Genomic DNA, 14,353 nt, shown 5'->3' on the forward strand with positions numbered 1-14,353 from the left:
GGGTACTGTGGGTTTGCGGGGTGTGAGCGGCATGGATGCCGCGACCAAGCCCCCAGGGATGGGTTCACGGCGTCCCCGCAMACCCACAGTRCCCCGCCATCCCACGGAATGCCGGCTTTTGACGTTGACGTTGACGTTGCCTTGGTTTGAAGGCCTCTGCGGGTGCAGGGCGCAGCCCTGCCGAACAATCCCCTCAGCCGTCGCCCTGGATGCCGCCGGGCGCCTGCGTCGGATCGCGCCAGCGCCGCACCGTGCGCTGGAAAAACAGGTTGTTCGGCAGCTGCAGCACCGTGCCCTCGTGGCCGTTGCCGGTTTCCTGCAGCGTGGTGTAGATCAGGTTCACGTCGATTACCCGGCCCTTCAGCCCGGGCTTTTCGCCGTTCTCCAGCACTTCGATGTAGTCATGCAGGCGGAACGGCCGCGTGGTGAAGATCAGCAGCGTGCAGAAGATGTTGGACAGCACGCTCCAGGCCGCGAAGAACGCCACCGCACCCACCGCAGCGAAACCGGTGAAGGCCGTCCACAGCACCGAGGGCGATGCGCCGAGCAGGCTGAGGATGTACAGCACCGCGCTGAAATAGACCACGAAGCTGGTGATCCGGCGCGCGCCCATCACCATTTCCGGCGGCAGCGTGTAGTGGTCGGCGAAGCGGCGGATCAGGCGCCGCGCCAGCACCCGCAGCAGCCAGGCGGCGAGCAGGGTGATCAGGATCTGCAGGGCGATCCCGATGTCATGCAGCCAGGGGTGGGTCCAGGCGGGCAGGTGGTCCTTCAGCGACAACATCATGGGGCGACAACGTGTGACGAAACGGGGCTTGATGTTACCCGGCGCGTGTCGACGTTTCGACCGCCTGTGCCCAGGCAAGGCAGACGAGGTCCCGTTTGTGCTGCTGCAGGCAGGCGCGGCCGCTCTCGGCACGCCAGTGCAGGGAAACGCCGAACGCCTGCAGCAGCATGCAGGCCACGATCGCCAGCAGGGCGGCGCAGGAAGGACTGGACATGGGAGGCTCCTGGCCGGGCAGGCCTGCGGGGGACCTGTGATGGATGCAGCCAGGCGCGAAAAGGTTGCAAGCGGAAAGCGTGTCGGCAGATCTAAACCTTTTTCCGGCTGGCCGCATCCAACGGATATGCTCGACACCACCATGCCCGCGCCGCCTGCCGCCACCGACGCCGTCGACGAAACCGCCTTGGTGCGTGCGGCGGCGGCCGGCGATACCGCTGCCTACGAACTGCTGTATCGGCGGCATTCGCCGCGGGTGTTTGCCTCGTTGTGGCGCCTGTGTGGCGGGCAGCAGGCACGCGCCGAGGATGCACTGCAGGAGGCCTTCCTGCAGGCATGGAAGGCACTGCCGGGCTTCCGTTTCGAGAGCAGCCTGTCGACCTGGCTGCATCGGTTGGGAGTGAACGCCGCGCTGATGGAACTGCGCGGTCGTGCCGCCGGGCATGACCACGACAGCCTGGACGACGTTGACGGTGGCATACCGGAGATGGCGGTGCATGATGGCTGCGCCGGCACCGAACGCGACCTGGAGCGCGCGTTGGCGACCCTGCCGCCGCGCGCGCGTGCGGTACTGGTGCTGCACGATATCGAAGGCTGGAAACACCATGAAATCGCCGGCCAGCTGCAGATGGCGGTCGGCAGTTCCAAAGCACAGCTGCATCGCGCGCGTGGCCTGCTGCGCGCGCGCCTGGGAGACATGACATGACTACGCACGACCCCGATCACGATCTGCTGGCGCGCCTGCGCGCCCTTCCCGCGGAACGCAGCGCACCGGCTGATGGCTGGGAACGCCTGTCGGCGCGGTTGCCACCCCGCGAACCGGTTGCCGTGCAGGCGCCGGTGGACAACGTGGTGGCCTTGCCACTGCGCACCCGTCGCCGCTGGTGGCTGCCGGTTGGCGCGGCGTTGGCGGCCAGCCTCGCGCTCTACGCGGTGGCGCCGTGGCGGCATGCACCCGAGGCGCTGCCTGCACCCAATGGCCTGCAGCTGCAGGCCGATGCGATGACCGAACAGTACCGGCAGGCCGTGGCGTCGCTGCCTGATGGCACTGCGCCGGAGTGGCAGCCCGCGCTGCATGAACTGGATCGCAGCGCGGAACAGATCCGCGCCGCGATGGTGCAGGACCCGCGTGCGCCGCACCTGCTTGGACAGCTCAAGCGGACCTATGCGCTGCGGCTCGAACTGACCCGGCAGGCGGCCCAGGCCGCTTCCGGTCTGACAACCTGAGGAGACCCCGATGCGAACCCTTCCCCTTCTCTGCGCGGCCCTGCTGCTGGTGCCCGCCATGGCGCTGGCCGATACGCGCGTCGATGAACGCCACAATGTTGCGGCAGGCGGCCGCATCGAACTGAGCAACGTCGCTGGCAAGGTGACTGTACGCGGCTGGGACCGCAATGACGTGCAGCTCACCGGCACGCTCAGCGACGGCTTGCAGCTGCGCCAGGAAAAGAGTGCCAACCGGGTGCGCTGGGAAATCGAGTATCCGCGACGCGGCAACAATGGCGGCGCCACCTTGACCCTCAACGTGCCGCGCTCGGTCGAGCTGCTGCTGAGCACGGTCAGTGCCGACCAGGACATCAGTGGCGTTGATGTGCGACGCCTGCAGGCCGACACCGTCAGTGGCAATCTTGCCGCCGCTGGTCGTAGCGGCGACAGCGTGCTCAACACGGTCAGCGGCAATGTCACTGCACGGTTGCAGACCCCGCGGCTGGACGTGAACACGGTCAGCGGCCGGATCGAGGCCGGTGGCGGAGTTTCCGGCGAGATCGGGGCGCAGACGGTGTCCGGCCGGGTCGGCGTCGATGCCGGTCGCATCCAGCGCCTGGTGGTGGAGACGGTATCCGGCGGCATTGACCTGTCGGCGACCGCATTGGCGCCGGGCGGGCGCATCAACGTGGAGTCGGTCAGCGCATCGGTCAGCCTGCGCCTGCCGCGCACGGTGTCGGCGCAGCTGTCGGTGAACAGCTTCAGCGGGTCGATCAACAGTGACGCCGGCAAGGTCGAACGGCCGCGCTATGGGCCGGGCAGCAGCCTGGATGCCCGCCTGGGCAGCGGCGATGGCGATATCCGCGTGCAGTCGCACTCGGGCAGCGTGCAGGTGCGCCTGGACCGCTGAGCGCGGCCCGGCAGGCCGCGGCGGCAGCGCCGCCGCGGTCGGGGGAGGGTCAGCTGGCTTTCTTCAGCGCCCAGGTGGTACCGAGAACTTCAATCTTGCCACCGCTCTTGCGGAACGCGGCCAGGTCGGAGGCGATCGAGTCGCTGTTGACCACGGTGCTGGCGGATGCGCCCTTGCGTTCGCTGCGGATGCTGTTGCTGGCCTTCGCGGGGGTCTTTGCCTTGCGGGGCATGGTTGCTCCTGTCAGGTGGAAGGGGAGGAAAGCGCGCAGGATTCAGCCTGGCGCAGGTAGTCCTGCCGCTCGCGGCGGCAGTCATCGCCGCCCATCGAAAACTGGCGGCAGATCGCCGGGCGCTGCGAATAGATCGTGCAGCGCAGGTGATACGGATCGATCGCCGCGCACCAGCCTTCCTCGTTGCGCGCCATCACGGCACGGCCGTGTGCGTCGCGCGACAGGAACTGGCCGGGCACGTGGTCGCCGGGCTGCAGCAGGACCGGCAACCGGCAACAGACCGCGTCACAACGGCGGCAGTCGATGGGTGCTGGTTCAGCGTCAGGTTGTACGGCCACAGGGGCCTGGCGGGTGCCCAAAGCGGGTCTCGATGGCGGCTCGGGTAGTACGCGGACCATGATCGAGCCAGAAGGCATGGTCGCCAGACCCGCTGGGCGGGGCAGGCTGCACCATGGGTACACACACCGGCGAGGCCAGCGGAAGGTGCAGCGGTTTTCTAGCCGGCCAAGGGTAGCTCAGACCGCGTAACGTTTTGTTAATCCCGGCTGGCTGCCGCCAGCGCGAGGCCCTGGACGACCCCCAGCGAGGGCTCGCCGTGCACCATCCGGGCGCCCGGGAACGCCTCGGCAGCCGCCTGTCGCAGGTAGCCGGCGCGGGACATGCCACCGGTCAGGAACACCGCGTCAGGGTCGCCGCCGATGTCGCTGCGGACCTGGGCCAGCAGTTCACGGATCTGGCTCAGATAGCCATGGGCGGCGGCGGCCAGGCCGTCGGCGCTGTTGTCCACGTGCAGGTCGCGGGCGATGTAATCCAGCGTGCTGCGGTGTTCGCTGGCACCGCTGAGGGCGATCTTGGCGCGCTCGACATCGCGGTACAGGCGGGCGGTGTTGCCGGTGTCCTGCAGCGCCTGCAGGCGCGCGCCCCACGGCGCGTCGACGTTGTCGTAGTTGTGCTGGCGGAACTCGCGCTGGCGGGTCATGTCCTGCACGGTGGCCGCTTCCACGTAGTGGTGGGTGGGCACGCGGGTGATGCCGCGGCCGAACAGCGGCATGTAGCCGGACAGGCTCAGGGCCAGGTCGATATCGGTGCCGCCGCGGGCAATACCCCAGGCACGGTGGATGCGCGGGGCCTGGCTGCCGCCCACTTCGGCGTGGGCGATATCGGTGGTGCCGCCGCCGATATCGACGATCACCGCCTGATGGCGATCGCGGCTTTCAGCGTGGTAATGCATTGCTGCGGCGGCAGGCTCTTCGAGGAAATCGATGTGGTCGAAACCAGCCTGGCCGGCTGCTTCGCGCAGGATGTCCAAGGCCTGGTCGTTGCCGGCCTCGCCGATCGAGCTGCGGAACTGCACCGGGCGGCCGAGCAGGGCGCTGCGCAGCGGCTGGCCGAGCTGGGCGCTGGCGGTCAAGCGGATGTGTTCGAGGATGTGCGCGGCAATGCCGGTGATGGTCTGCCGCGCGCGTGGGTGCAGGTTGTAGCCGAGCATGGACTTCGGGCTCTGCACGAGGTTGCCTTCGTGCTCCTCGAAATACGCTTCCAGCGCGTCGTCGCCATAGACGGCGTTCTGCAGCAGGTCGCTGGCGCTGCGTTCCTTTCCGGCGCGAGCCTCCATCCATTCCCGGCGCAGGGCGCGCAGTGCCTCGCGGCGCAGGGCCTGTGGCGTGCGCTCCTGGCCAGCGGCGCGGGCCGCGCGAGCGGCGCTGTCGATCAGCTGCTGCAGTTCGTGTTCCTGCCCGGCGTCGAGCTGGAAATCGTCCGGGTCGGGCACCACGCCGGGGAAGTACACGCTGGTGCGGAACTGTTCGGCCTCGCCGAAGCGGATCGGCAGCAGCGTCCCATCACGCACGATGGCGGCGGCGGAGTTGCTGGTACCGAAGTCGATGCCGAGGCGCATGGGGAGGTCCGGGGACGATCAGGGGCCGCGCACTCTGCTGGAGTTTGCCGCGCGCTGCAAGTTCCGGTGCCTGCCTCGGGCGGGGTGGGCGAAGCCGCGCCCGGATCGTCGCCGGAAAATGAACGAAAAGGCCGGGCGGTTACAATGGCCGCTGTTGATTCATTTTGAGGTACTTGCAATGTCTTCTGTTCCCGCCTGCCCGCAGTGCACCCTGGAAAACACCTATGCCGATGGCGCGCTGTGGATCTGCGCCGACTGCGGCTTCGAGTGGACGGCCGAAGAAGCTACCGGTTCGACCCTGGTCGTGCGTGACAGCAACGGCAATACCCTGCAGACCGGCGATACCGTCACCGTGATCAAGGACCTGAAGGTCAAGGGCTCCTCAATCCCACTCAAGCAGGGTACGGTGATCCGCAACATCCGCCTGGTCGAAGACGATGCCGAGCACATCGAGGGCAACTCGGACAAGATCAAGGGGCTGGTGCTGAAGACCTGCTTCCTCAAGAAGGCCTGATCGCGCCTCAGCGCTTGGCCTGCTGCGCTCGCCAGCGGGCCAGGCTGTCCAGCTTGGCCTGGTAGCGGGCCTGCTGCGTTGAACCGCCCAGTTCCTGCGCCCGCAGCAGTTCGCGGTCCGCACGCTGCAGCCGGCCCGTCAGGAAATACACCCGCGCCAGGCCGAAGTGGWACTGGTGCGCGGTGTCGTACAGGCGCACCGCCCGCCGGTAGTACGTGATCGCCTTGTCCAGGTCGCCAGCGCGTTCGGCCTGGGCACCCTGCATGTACTGCGCGAACGGATCCTCGCGCTGCACCGACTGCAGCTTCTTCTGCATGGCCTGCGCCTGCGCGGTCATGCCCAGCTTGCGATAGAGCGCACTGGCGTTGTTCAGCGCTGCACTCTGGCGTCCGTCCAATCGCAATGCCGTGTCCAGCGCAGTGCGGGCCGCCTGGTCATCGCCCAGGCGGTTGTCGAGCACACCGATGTTGTTCCACGTCGGGGCGAACCCGGCGTCCTGCGCCAGCGCCGCATCGAAGAAGGCGCGCGCCCCGCGCAGGTCGCCATCGGCCAGCTGCTCCGCACCCCGGTTGTTGTAGTAGTGCGCCAGCGCCCGTTCGCGGCCGATGGGTTGCGGCCCGTGGCGGTCGTACAGCACGTTGCGGTCCAGGTCGACCGTACCGTAGCGGCCACCGACATCCACGCCAGCGTTGACGTGCCCGACGTTGTAGACCACGCCCTGGTCCTGGTCCTGGTACCACGACACCACCTGGCCGACTTCCTGCACCCGCGCCTGGATGCCGGCCTCACGGGCCAGGGTGACAAACAGCAGGGTGAAGGCGAGGCAGTTGGCACGCTGGTGCTGCCAGATCTCGCTGATGGTGTAGGTCGCATCGGCGTCGTACTGCAGGTCCATGCCGTGCTGGCTGAAGATCATTTCCACCAGCGCCTGCAGGCGCTGGTCACGCGAGTAGCTGCGGCTGATCACCTGCTTCTGCAGCATCTCGCGCATCGCCGGCGGGATCGCGAGCACCTGTTCGGGTGTCGGCACGCTGGCGGCGGTGACCTTTACGGTGGAGATGGTCGGAATGGCCGGCGCGGCAGCGGGCGCATCCTGTGCGCACAGGGCGGGGGTGCCGAGCGCGAGCAGTGGCAGGAGAAAGCATCGGGCGGCAAGACGGCGCATGACGGTTTCCGGCAGCGGCGGGCGCTCCCGCCTGCGGCCAGTGTAGACCCACGCGTGGCGGTCCGCATCCACCGGCAGCCGACGCTGCGCTTCGTCCACAGCCGATGTGGACCAGCACGCGACAAACCTGTGGACAACTGCCCCGCGCCCTTGCCCAGCGCGGGATGTGAGTGGCTGGTGAAAAAACAGCCAGCTTGCCCGGCGATGCCAAGGGCGGGATCATCCCCGCATGGACTTCGCCCCGCTGACTCTCGCTCCCGCGCACTGGCAGGCTCTGCAGGATGCCTATGCGACGCCACCGCGCGCCTATCACCACTTCGGCCATGTGYGCGCGGTGCTGCAGCATTGCCAGGAGGTGGCTGCAGGTCCGGGCTGGCAGCAGCCGGCCGAGGTCTATCTGGCAGTGCTGTACCACGATGCGATCTACCAGGCTGGCCGCAAGGACAACGAGGCCAGGTCGGCCGCGCTGGCACTGCAGGCGATCGCGGACTGGCCCGAGCTGGCATCGGTCGATGCCGGCCGGGTCGAGCAGTTGATCCTGCTCACCGCCCGCCATGGCGAGCTGGGCCCGGCCGATGTCGATGCCGAAGCTGCGCTGTTCCTCGACTGCGACATGGCGATCCTGGCGGCACCCGAGCAGGTGTTTGCCGCGTATGACCGCGGCGTGGCCGAAGAGTACAAAGGCGTAGTGCCGGGCTTTCTGTATCGCGCCGGACGCCGCCGCTTCCTGCAGGGGCTGCTGCGCGCGCCGCGGATCTTCCTCAGCGACTTTTTCGACCAGCGCCTTGATGCGGCCGCGCGGTCCAACCTGCGCCGCCAGCTGGGCGCCTGAGCGCGCCGCTACACTATCCACCTGCCATTGCGTGGTGTTGTTTGCAGCCGTGACCGTCTCCGATACTCCTGCCGATCCCCGTCCGCTGCCGCCGGAAGAACCCGGCCCCAACGAATGCTGCGGCAGTGGCTGCCCGTTGTGCGTACTCGACCTGTACACAGAGGAGCTGCAGCGTTACCGCAAGGCGCTGGCTGAGTGGCAGGCACGGCATCCGGACGCTGGCCCATGACGCGGGCCCGTCCGGCCGCGGCGCTGGCGCTGGTTGCACTGCTGTTGTTCGTGGCGACCGCGTTGTGGACGCAGTTCGCGCGTGCCGATCTGGATTGGGTGAAGGCCACCCTGAGCCTGTACCTGCATGGGCCGTGGGGCCTGGCGCTACGCACCGCTTATTGCCTGCTGGCTCTGGCCATCGCCGTGCTCGGCATCGCGTTGTATCGGCACAGCGTGGGGCCGCGGCGCAGCGCAGCGGCACCGCTGTTGTTCTGCGTGGCCGCCGTTGGCCTGGCCACCGTCGCCATCGGTGACAGCTGGCTGCCTGCGGCAACGCCGTTGCTGGCGCCGTTGATCCACGGCCTGGCCGCCAATACCGCCTTCCTGTGCGCCAGCGTCGGCATGCTGTTGCAGGCCTGGTACCTGCGCCGCGAGCCGGGCTGGCGAGGCAGTGCGGCGCTGTTGTGGGCCTGGGCATGGCTGGCCTTCGTGCTGCTGTGGATGCACGTGCTGTGGCGCGGTGGCCCACCGCGTGGGCTGGGGCAGAAACTGGTGATCGCGGTGATCGTCGGCTGGCTGCTGTGGCTGGCGCTGGCGCTGTATCGCCGCGGGCGTCCTGCCGGCACCCGCTGAATCAACCACCTGCCTGATTGCAGGCGGCCTGTACCGGTACGTGCCGTGCACGCAGCGGCGGCGTATCGTGTGCGCATTCCAACGGGATGCAGAACGATGCGTGCAGGGCTGGGCAGGGCGATGGGACTGGTGTTGGCGCTGGCGGCGGTGCCAGCGGTGGCGTCAGTGCAGCAGGTCAGCCATGGACGTTTCGATCAGGTGCCGGTGCATGTGCCGGCCGGGGCCCCGCAACGGGTGGTGATCTGGTTCCATGATGGCGCCGGTGCCGATGACAGCCGCATGCCGATCGAAGCGCTGCGTGCCGATGGTGCGCTGGTCGCATCGGTGGACGTGGCCCACCTGCGCGGTGTGCTCAAGCGCGAAGGCAACAGCAGCTGCGCGTTCGGGGCGGGCGATGTCGAGAATTTCTCGCGTTGGGTACAGGCGTTCCTGCATCTGCCGGGGTATCACCTGCCGTTGGTTGGCGGTAGCGGTGAAGGCGCCGAACTGGCCTACGCGCTGGCAGCGCAGGCCGACACCCAGGTCTTTGCCGGCCTGTTGACCTCGGGATTCTGCCCGGCCCATGTACACGAGCGCATGGTCTGCGGTGACGGCGTGAAGCACGACCGCCTGCAGCCCAGTGAACTGAATTTCCCGTGGTTGAACGCGGCCGGCGCGCCGGGGTGTTCGACCAACAGCGCTGGCGCGTTCGTGCAGCAGGTGGCAATGGCCCGTGAATTCAAGCGCACCGTTGCTGGCGATGCGACACCTGGGCTGGTGGCAGCCGCGCGGGTGATCGGCGCGCAGGCCGGGGTCGCGCTGGCTCCGCCGCCGGATGCCCTGAAGGGGCTGCCGGTAGTGGAAGTGCCGGCGCAGGGCAGCGGTGACACGCTGGCGGTATTCGTTTCCGGCGATGGTGGCTGGGCCGGCCTGGACAAGGACGTGGCCGGCGCCCTGGCCGAACACGGCGTGGCGGTGGTCGGCCTCGATTCGCTGCGCTACTTCTGGAGCGAACGCACGCCGCAGGGATTCGCTGTCGATCTGCAGAAGATCATCGGCCACTACCGCCAGCAATGGCAGCGCGACAAGGTGATGTTGATCGGTTTCTCGCAGGGCGCCGACGTGCTGCCGGCCACCATCAACCAGCTTGATGCGGGCACCCGCGCCGGTCTCGAGCGCATCGTGCTGCTGTCGGTGGGCAGGAACGCCGACTTTGAATTCCATGTCAGCAACTGGCTGGGCGGCGGTGGCGGCGGCCTGCCGATCGCGCCGGAAGTGGCGAAGCTGCCGGCGGCCAGGACCTTGTGYGTGTACGGTGACAAGGACGAGGATGCGCTGTGCCCTGATCTGCCGGGCAACGACGGCGTGCACAAGGTCAAATTGCCGGGTGACCATCACTTCGGCGGTGACTACGATCGCTTGGCCGAGGTGATCCTCAAAGGCGGCGCGTAAGCTGGAGTCGAACCCTGTTCGACGGCGTTTGCTAGACGCCGACCTTGGTCGGCGCTGGGGCTTGCAACACCACGGGCGGGAGTGTGTCGACCAAGGTCGACACCTACCGGCAAAGGTCCGGCAGAGGCCGGGCACATGGACTAGCCACGCCGCGGGTCCAGCGAGATCAGCCGCGTGGCATCCAGCAGCGCGGCTGGCAGGTGCATGCCGCCGGGCGCGGCCAGGTAGCGCGGTCGCCACTGTGGATCGAACTTCGACTTGAACCTGCGCAGGCCGCTGAAGCCATAGAAACGCTCGCCATGCCGTGCGAGCAGGCCGGCCAGCCGGTTCCAGCGACCGGCCAGGCGATGCTGGGCCAGGCCGGACAGCGGTGCCATGCCCAGCGAGAACCGTGCATACCCCTGCGCGCGGCCCCACAGGAACAACTCGATGAACAGGAAATCCATCGTGCCCTTCGGCGCGTCGCTGACGTGGCGCATCAGATCCACTGACAGTTCGGCGCCTGCCGGTGCCTGCCACAGGTTGGCAAAGGCCACGATCCGGCCTTCGGCTTCGACCAGCGCGATCGGGAAACGCACGAGGTAGTCCGGGTCGTAGCTGCCCAGCGAGAAGCCCTTTTCGTCTCCGGACTTGTCGTCGAGCCAAGCGTTGGAAATGGCATGCAGGCGTGGCAGCAGGGCAGGGATCTCTTCCGCCGGTGCTACGCGGAACGACAGCCCACCGCGCTTGCCGCGGTTCCAGGCTTGTCGCAGGTCGGCACGCTCGCGGCCTTCCAGACCGAAGTCGTGCAGCGGCACCATCGCCTCTTCGCCCAGCTTGACCAGGCCCAGGCCGAGATCGAGATAGGTCTGCCAATACGCTTCACCCACCTGGTAGAACACCGGGCGCAGTCCGAGCCGGTCGGCTTCTTCGCGGAAGCGCCAGATCAATGCGCGCGCCACCTCGGGTGGCCCGACCGGATCGCCCATCGCGATCAGCGAGCCGCCGTAGCGCTGCATCATCACAAAGCCTTTGTGCTGCTCATCGCGCAGCACTGCCTTGTCGGCGGTCAGCACCAGGCAGGCCTGGGTGTCGGTGGCGCCGGCCAGCACCGGTGTCAGCGCCTGCAGGGTTGCGGCGTCGGCAGGCGGCAGCGGGCTGCGCGTGCTGTGCAGCAACCGCGCCAGCCCGAACATCACCAGTGCCATCGCCACCAGCAGCAGCGCACGCAGCGCGCGCGGTGCATTGCCGGACACCGCGAACTGCCACCACAGCTCGTTCTGGTATTCGACATGGCTGTAGGTGAAGAACAGCAGCCAGGTCACTGCCACCAGCACCAGGCCGAGGTTGCGCAGCCATGGCCACGACCAGGCTTCGTCCAGCAGTGCGCCTTGGCGATAGAACTCGCGACGTGCTGCCCACAGCGCCATCGCCACCAACAACGCCGACAAGGCGATCAGCGGTTGGCCACCGCGCAGCCAGATCGGCAGCGGCGCGATTACGCAGATCGCCATCGCCAGCATCCAGGCTGCGTGGCTGCGGCGGGCCAGGCCCTGGCCGATCAGCAGCAGGGCGACGCCGCCCAGGCTGCCGATCAGGTGCGAGGTTTCCAGGATCGGCAGTGAGGCATTGATCAGGTGTCGGCGTGGCGTGGGCAAGGTGCCGTCGATGACCAGCGCTGCGCCGACACTGAAGGCGGCCAGCGCGATGATCTGCGGCAACCACGGACGCAGCGCGTACCAGCCGGCGCGGGTGGCACCTGCGCTGGCCTGCAGCGGTTGCCGCAGCGCAGGTGCCAGTGCCAGCACGGTCGCCAGCAGCAGCGGCAGCACGTAGTAACTGACGCGGTAGATCAATGCCGCCGCAAGTACCGCAGCGGGAGCCACCTGCGGCAGCAGCTTCAGCAGGCTCCACTCGAACACGCCCAGGCCGGCCGGCACGGTGGAGACCAGACCGGCCAGCACGGCCACCAGATACAGGCCGACGAAACCGGGCAGGCCAGTCGGCGTTGAATCTGGCAGCAGCACGTAGAACGCGGCACTGGCCAATACCAGTTCGACCACGCTCAACACGGTGACCCCGAGCATGGTGCGCCGGTCGGGCAGCCACAGGCCATGGCCGAATATGCGGAACTGGCGACCGTCCCGGCCGACCAGGATGAAGGTGGCGGCAAAGGCGATCAGCGCGATGATGCCGACCACGCGCACCGCCGCGGGATCCAGCGGCAGCGCAAGCGCGGCAGCGGCCGGCTCCATGCACAGCGCCACGCCGATCAGCAGCCACGCGCCGAAGATGAAGCCCAGCGTGCTCATCAGCACCACCTGGCCAATCTGCGCCAGGTCCAGGCCGGCACTGCGGTAGCCGCGCAGCCGCACTGCACCGCCGGTGAGGGCGGCAAAGCCCACGGTCTGGCCCAGGGTGTGGGCGAGGAAGGCGGTGATGCCGATCCGTGCCGGGTGCACGCGGATGCCACTGCGGCGCAGGCCGATCGCATCGAAGCCGATCAGGCAGGCGTAGCTGGCCAGGCCGAGCAGCACGGTCAGCGCGATCTGCGCGCCGCTGAGCTGGCGGAAGGCCTGGCGGATGGCACGATAGCCGTGCTCGTCGAATTCACCGGCCAGCCCATGCAGGGCCAGCGCGAGGATCAGCAGCGGGACGACGATGGTGACGACCCGCTTCCAGGTCGGGGCAGAGGCGGCAGGGACGGAATCGGTAGAGGCAGTCATCGGCGCAAGGGTGCGTCAGTAAGGGCGAGGGCGGTGTCAACGCAGGGCGTCGCGCATCGTGCGCCTGCCAGCGCGGTTTGACCAGCGGTGCGGCTGTGCCGCCGGTGGCGGTATTCAGTGGCCGCACCGGGCACACACTTCCGACGCCGGCTGGGTGAGAATGCAGTCCAGACCACCCGCAGGAGCCACGCCCATGATGGAGCGTTACGACGTCGGACCGCGCATGTCCGAGATGACCGTGTACAACAAGGTCGCCTACCTTTCCGGCCAGATTCCGGAAGACACCAGCCAGGACATCACCGGGCAGACCCGGCAGGTACTGGCCGAGATCGACAAGCTGCTGGCGCTGGTGGCCAGTGACCGCCAGCACGTGCTGCGTGCGGAGATCTTCCTGGCCGACATGGCCGATTTCGAGGGCATGAACAAGGCGTGGGACGAGTGGGTGGTGGATGGCGCGACACCGGCCCGTGCCACCGTCGAAGCCAAGCTTGCGCACGCCGAATGGAAGGTCGAGATCATCGTTACRGCGGCCGTGCCGTAATGACCGGGCAGGGGGCAGATCCGTTTTCCACTGGGAAAGGGATCTGACCCCACTCGTCGGGGAGGCGACGCTGCGACGCCTGTTACGGCTGCGGTTGTAACCGTGTGCTTGCCTGCGCGCACAAGGCCACGCAGGCCAGCATCAAGCCTTCCATGACGCGGTCGCCGACGTATTCTTCCGGCGCCCCATTCTGCCGGGCGCGTTCGGCGGCCAGCAGGACCTCCTGCACCACGCGCAGCCCGGCCAGCGCGCAGTCGGCATCGGCCAGTGCCATGCACCGGCTGGGAAGTTGATGCCGTTCCGGCCACGCTTGGCCATCGGCCGCCGCGCCAGTACCGATACGCCGCAAGGTCGCAACCAGCGTGGTGGGATCACAGGCTGGTGCCTGTTGCGTGTCCTCGTCGGCGTCTGCCGGGCCGAGGTAAGCGTGCAGATGGGGGAAATCCGATGCGTTCATGGCAAGGCTCCGTGCAGGACAGACGGTAGCCGCCACTCAAAGGTGGCGGACGGAGACGTGGCTCGAAAACCGGGACGCAAGACGAAACCGGTGGACCCGAAAGCCCCCACGCTCCGCCCGCCATGACCGGCAGACGGATTGCCAGCCGGCGCCACGCAAAGTGACGCCGGCTGGCAAGCGTAAACAACATCTTGCGTCGCGGGTTTTCGACACCCGGCCACCCTTTTGCGGTGGCTCACCATCTGTAAACCTGCTGCTGCGCAATGCCAATCAGACGAGTTGCATTGCTCGCACCATCAAGACGCTTTCAGCATTTTTGCATGCTGCTGAACGGCCTCAAGCGCAGGTGGCGCAAGGGCCGCGAATGATCGAGCAATCTGCGACATGCATCGTGATTCGATAGTTGCCAGTGCACACAGGGCAGGTCGTTTGCGACGAAGGTCCATGACGTCGGACAGATGGTGCGGACCAAGATCCGCACCTACCAACACCCAAGCCATGGCATTGCACTTGCTCGACCGTCCGCCGCGGATATCTGTCAGGGGCTGGTGGGCGGGGGCAAGCGGGACCGTTGGCGCCATGGATGGCGCCATCGAGCCCCCATGGATGGGTTCACGGCG

General features: G+C 67.8%; 17 protein-coding genes. 9 read left to right on the forward strand and 8 right to left on the reverse strand.

All coding sequences use genetic code 11. The features are described from left to right. Window positions 1–193 precede the first annotated feature (193 nt). Together AB4Y84_RS02325 and AB4Y84_RS02330 are read right to left on the reverse strand one after the other, a co-directional pair. Complete coding sequence (locus AB4Y84_RS02325; RefSeq protein ID WP_025879067.1) at window positions 194–787, reverse strand: mechanosensitive ion channel family protein; 594 nt, start codon at window positions 785–787, stop codon at window positions 194–196. Between the two features lie 34 nt (window positions 788–821). Beyond that, complete coding sequence (locus AB4Y84_RS02330; RefSeq protein WP_312788176.1) at window positions 822–1,001, reverse strand: hypothetical protein; 180 nt, start codon at window positions 999–1,001, stop codon at window positions 822–824. A 126-nt stretch (window positions 1,002–1,127) separates the two neighbouring features. Here AB4Y84_RS02330 and AB4Y84_RS02335 point away from each other — a divergent pair, with 126 nt between their 5' ends. From AB4Y84_RS02335 to AB4Y84_RS02345, 3 genes are read left to right on the forward strand one after another with little or no spacing between them, the layout of a single operon-like run. Next, complete coding sequence (locus tag AB4Y84_RS02335) at window positions 1,128–1,706, forward strand: RNA polymerase sigma factor (RefSeq protein WP_191078812.1); 579 nt, start codon at window positions 1,128–1,130, stop codon at window positions 1,704–1,706. Beyond that, entirely contained in the window at window positions 1,703–2,227 is a 525-nt protein-coding gene (locus AB4Y84_RS02340; RefSeq protein ID WP_442244119.1) for a hypothetical protein, read from the forward strand. The genes AB4Y84_RS02335 and AB4Y84_RS02340 overlap by 4 nt, the downstream gene beginning before the upstream one ends. 10 nt (window positions 2,228–2,237) lie before the next feature. After that, complete coding sequence (locus AB4Y84_RS02345) at window positions 2,238–3,116, forward strand: DUF4097 family beta strand repeat-containing protein (RefSeq protein WP_313252102.1); 879 nt, start codon at window positions 2,238–2,240, stop codon at window positions 3,114–3,116. A 49-nt stretch (window positions 3,117–3,165) separates the two neighbouring features. On the opposite strand, the gene AB4Y84_RS02350 is transcribed toward AB4Y84_RS02345, so the two are convergent. The 3 genes from AB4Y84_RS02350 to AB4Y84_RS02360 form a co-directional block, all read right to left on the reverse strand. Continuing rightward, complete coding sequence (locus tag AB4Y84_RS02350; RefSeq protein ID WP_025879072.1) at window positions 3,166–3,348, reverse strand: hypothetical protein; 183 nt, start codon at window positions 3,346–3,348, stop codon at window positions 3,166–3,168. 11 nt (window positions 3,349–3,359) lie between these two features. Then, window positions 3,360–3,653: a YkgJ family cysteine cluster protein gene (locus AB4Y84_RS02355; RefSeq protein WP_051501656.1), complete on the reverse strand. Its 294-nt coding sequence runs from the start codon at window positions 3,651–3,653 to the stop codon at window positions 3,360–3,362. Window positions 3,654–3,883: 230 nt separating this feature from the next. Beyond that, the gene (locus AB4Y84_RS02360; protein ID WP_164281247.1) at window positions 3,884–5,245 is read right to left on the reverse strand and encodes an Hsp70 family protein; all 1,362 of its coding nucleotides are present in this window, start codon (window positions 5,243–5,245) and stop codon (window positions 3,884–3,886) included. Window positions 5,246–5,423: 178 nt separating this feature from the next. On the opposite strand from AB4Y84_RS02360, the gene AB4Y84_RS02365 reads away from it, so the two are divergent. Continuing rightward, complete coding sequence (locus tag AB4Y84_RS02365) at window positions 5,424–5,759, forward strand: zinc ribbon domain-containing protein YjdM (RefSeq protein ID WP_312786374.1); 336 nt, start codon at window positions 5,424–5,426, stop codon at window positions 5,757–5,759. Window positions 5,760–5,766: 7 nt separating this feature from the next. Here the strand turns inward: AB4Y84_RS02365 and AB4Y84_RS02370 are convergent, their stop codons facing one another. Next, complete coding sequence (locus AB4Y84_RS02370; RefSeq protein ID WP_442249726.1) at window positions 5,767–6,924, reverse strand: transglutaminase domain-containing protein; 1,158 nt, start codon at window positions 6,922–6,924, stop codon at window positions 5,767–5,769. A gap of 229 nt (window positions 6,925–7,153) precedes the next feature. Here AB4Y84_RS02370 and AB4Y84_RS02375 point away from each other — a divergent pair, with 229 nt between their 5' ends. From AB4Y84_RS02375 to AB4Y84_RS02390, 4 genes are all read left to right on the forward strand, one after another. Beyond that, window positions 7,154–7,756, forward strand: a complete 603-nt coding sequence (locus AB4Y84_RS02375) for an HD domain-containing protein (RefSeq protein WP_442249727.1) — start codon at window positions 7,154–7,156, stop codon at window positions 7,754–7,756. Window positions 7,757–7,805: 49 nt separating this feature from the next. Beyond that, window positions 7,806–7,985, forward strand: a complete 180-nt coding sequence (locus tag AB4Y84_RS02380; RefSeq protein ID WP_099844378.1) for an oxidoreductase-like domain-containing protein — start codon at window positions 7,806–7,808, stop codon at window positions 7,983–7,985. Further along, entirely contained in the window at window positions 7,982–8,599 is a 618-nt protein-coding gene (locus AB4Y84_RS02385) for a DUF998 domain-containing protein (RefSeq protein ID WP_312111563.1), read from the forward strand. Before AB4Y84_RS02380 ends, AB4Y84_RS02385 begins: the two co-directional genes overlap by 4 nt. Before the next feature lie 96 nt (window positions 8,600–8,695). Next, window positions 8,696–10,030 (forward strand): virulence factor family protein, encoded by a 1,335-nt coding sequence (locus AB4Y84_RS02390; protein ID WP_313251685.1) that lies wholly within the window; start codon window positions 8,696–8,698, stop codon window positions 10,028–10,030. 140 nt (window positions 10,031–10,170) lie between these two features. Here AB4Y84_RS02390 and mprF read toward each other — a convergent pair whose 3' ends face one another. Continuing rightward, window positions 10,171–12,735, reverse strand: coding sequence for a bifunctional lysylphosphatidylglycerol flippase/synthetase MprF (mprF, locus tag AB4Y84_RS02395; protein ID WP_442244115.1), 2,565 nt, complete (start codon window positions 12,733–12,735; stop codon window positions 10,171–10,173). 193 nt (window positions 12,736–12,928) lie between these two features. Here mprF and AB4Y84_RS02400 point away from each other — a divergent pair, with 193 nt between their 5' ends. Continuing rightward, window positions 12,929–13,276, forward strand: a complete 348-nt coding sequence (locus AB4Y84_RS02400) for a RidA family protein (protein WP_223496073.1) — start codon at window positions 12,929–12,931, stop codon at window positions 13,274–13,276. Window positions 13,277–13,358: 82 nt separating this feature from the next. Here AB4Y84_RS02400 and AB4Y84_RS02405 read toward each other — a convergent pair whose 3' ends face one another. Further along, complete coding sequence (locus AB4Y84_RS02405) at window positions 13,359–13,733, reverse strand: hypothetical protein (protein WP_353099429.1); 375 nt, start codon at window positions 13,731–13,733, stop codon at window positions 13,359–13,361. Window positions 13,734–14,353: the final 620 nt, after the last annotated feature.

Origin of the sequence: Stenotrophomonas sp. 2YAF22, assembly GCF_052114665.1 — a bacterium.
Taxonomy (GTDB): domain Bacteria; phylum Pseudomonadota; class Gammaproteobacteria; order Xanthomonadales; family Xanthomonadaceae; genus Stenotrophomonas; species Stenotrophomonas indicatrix.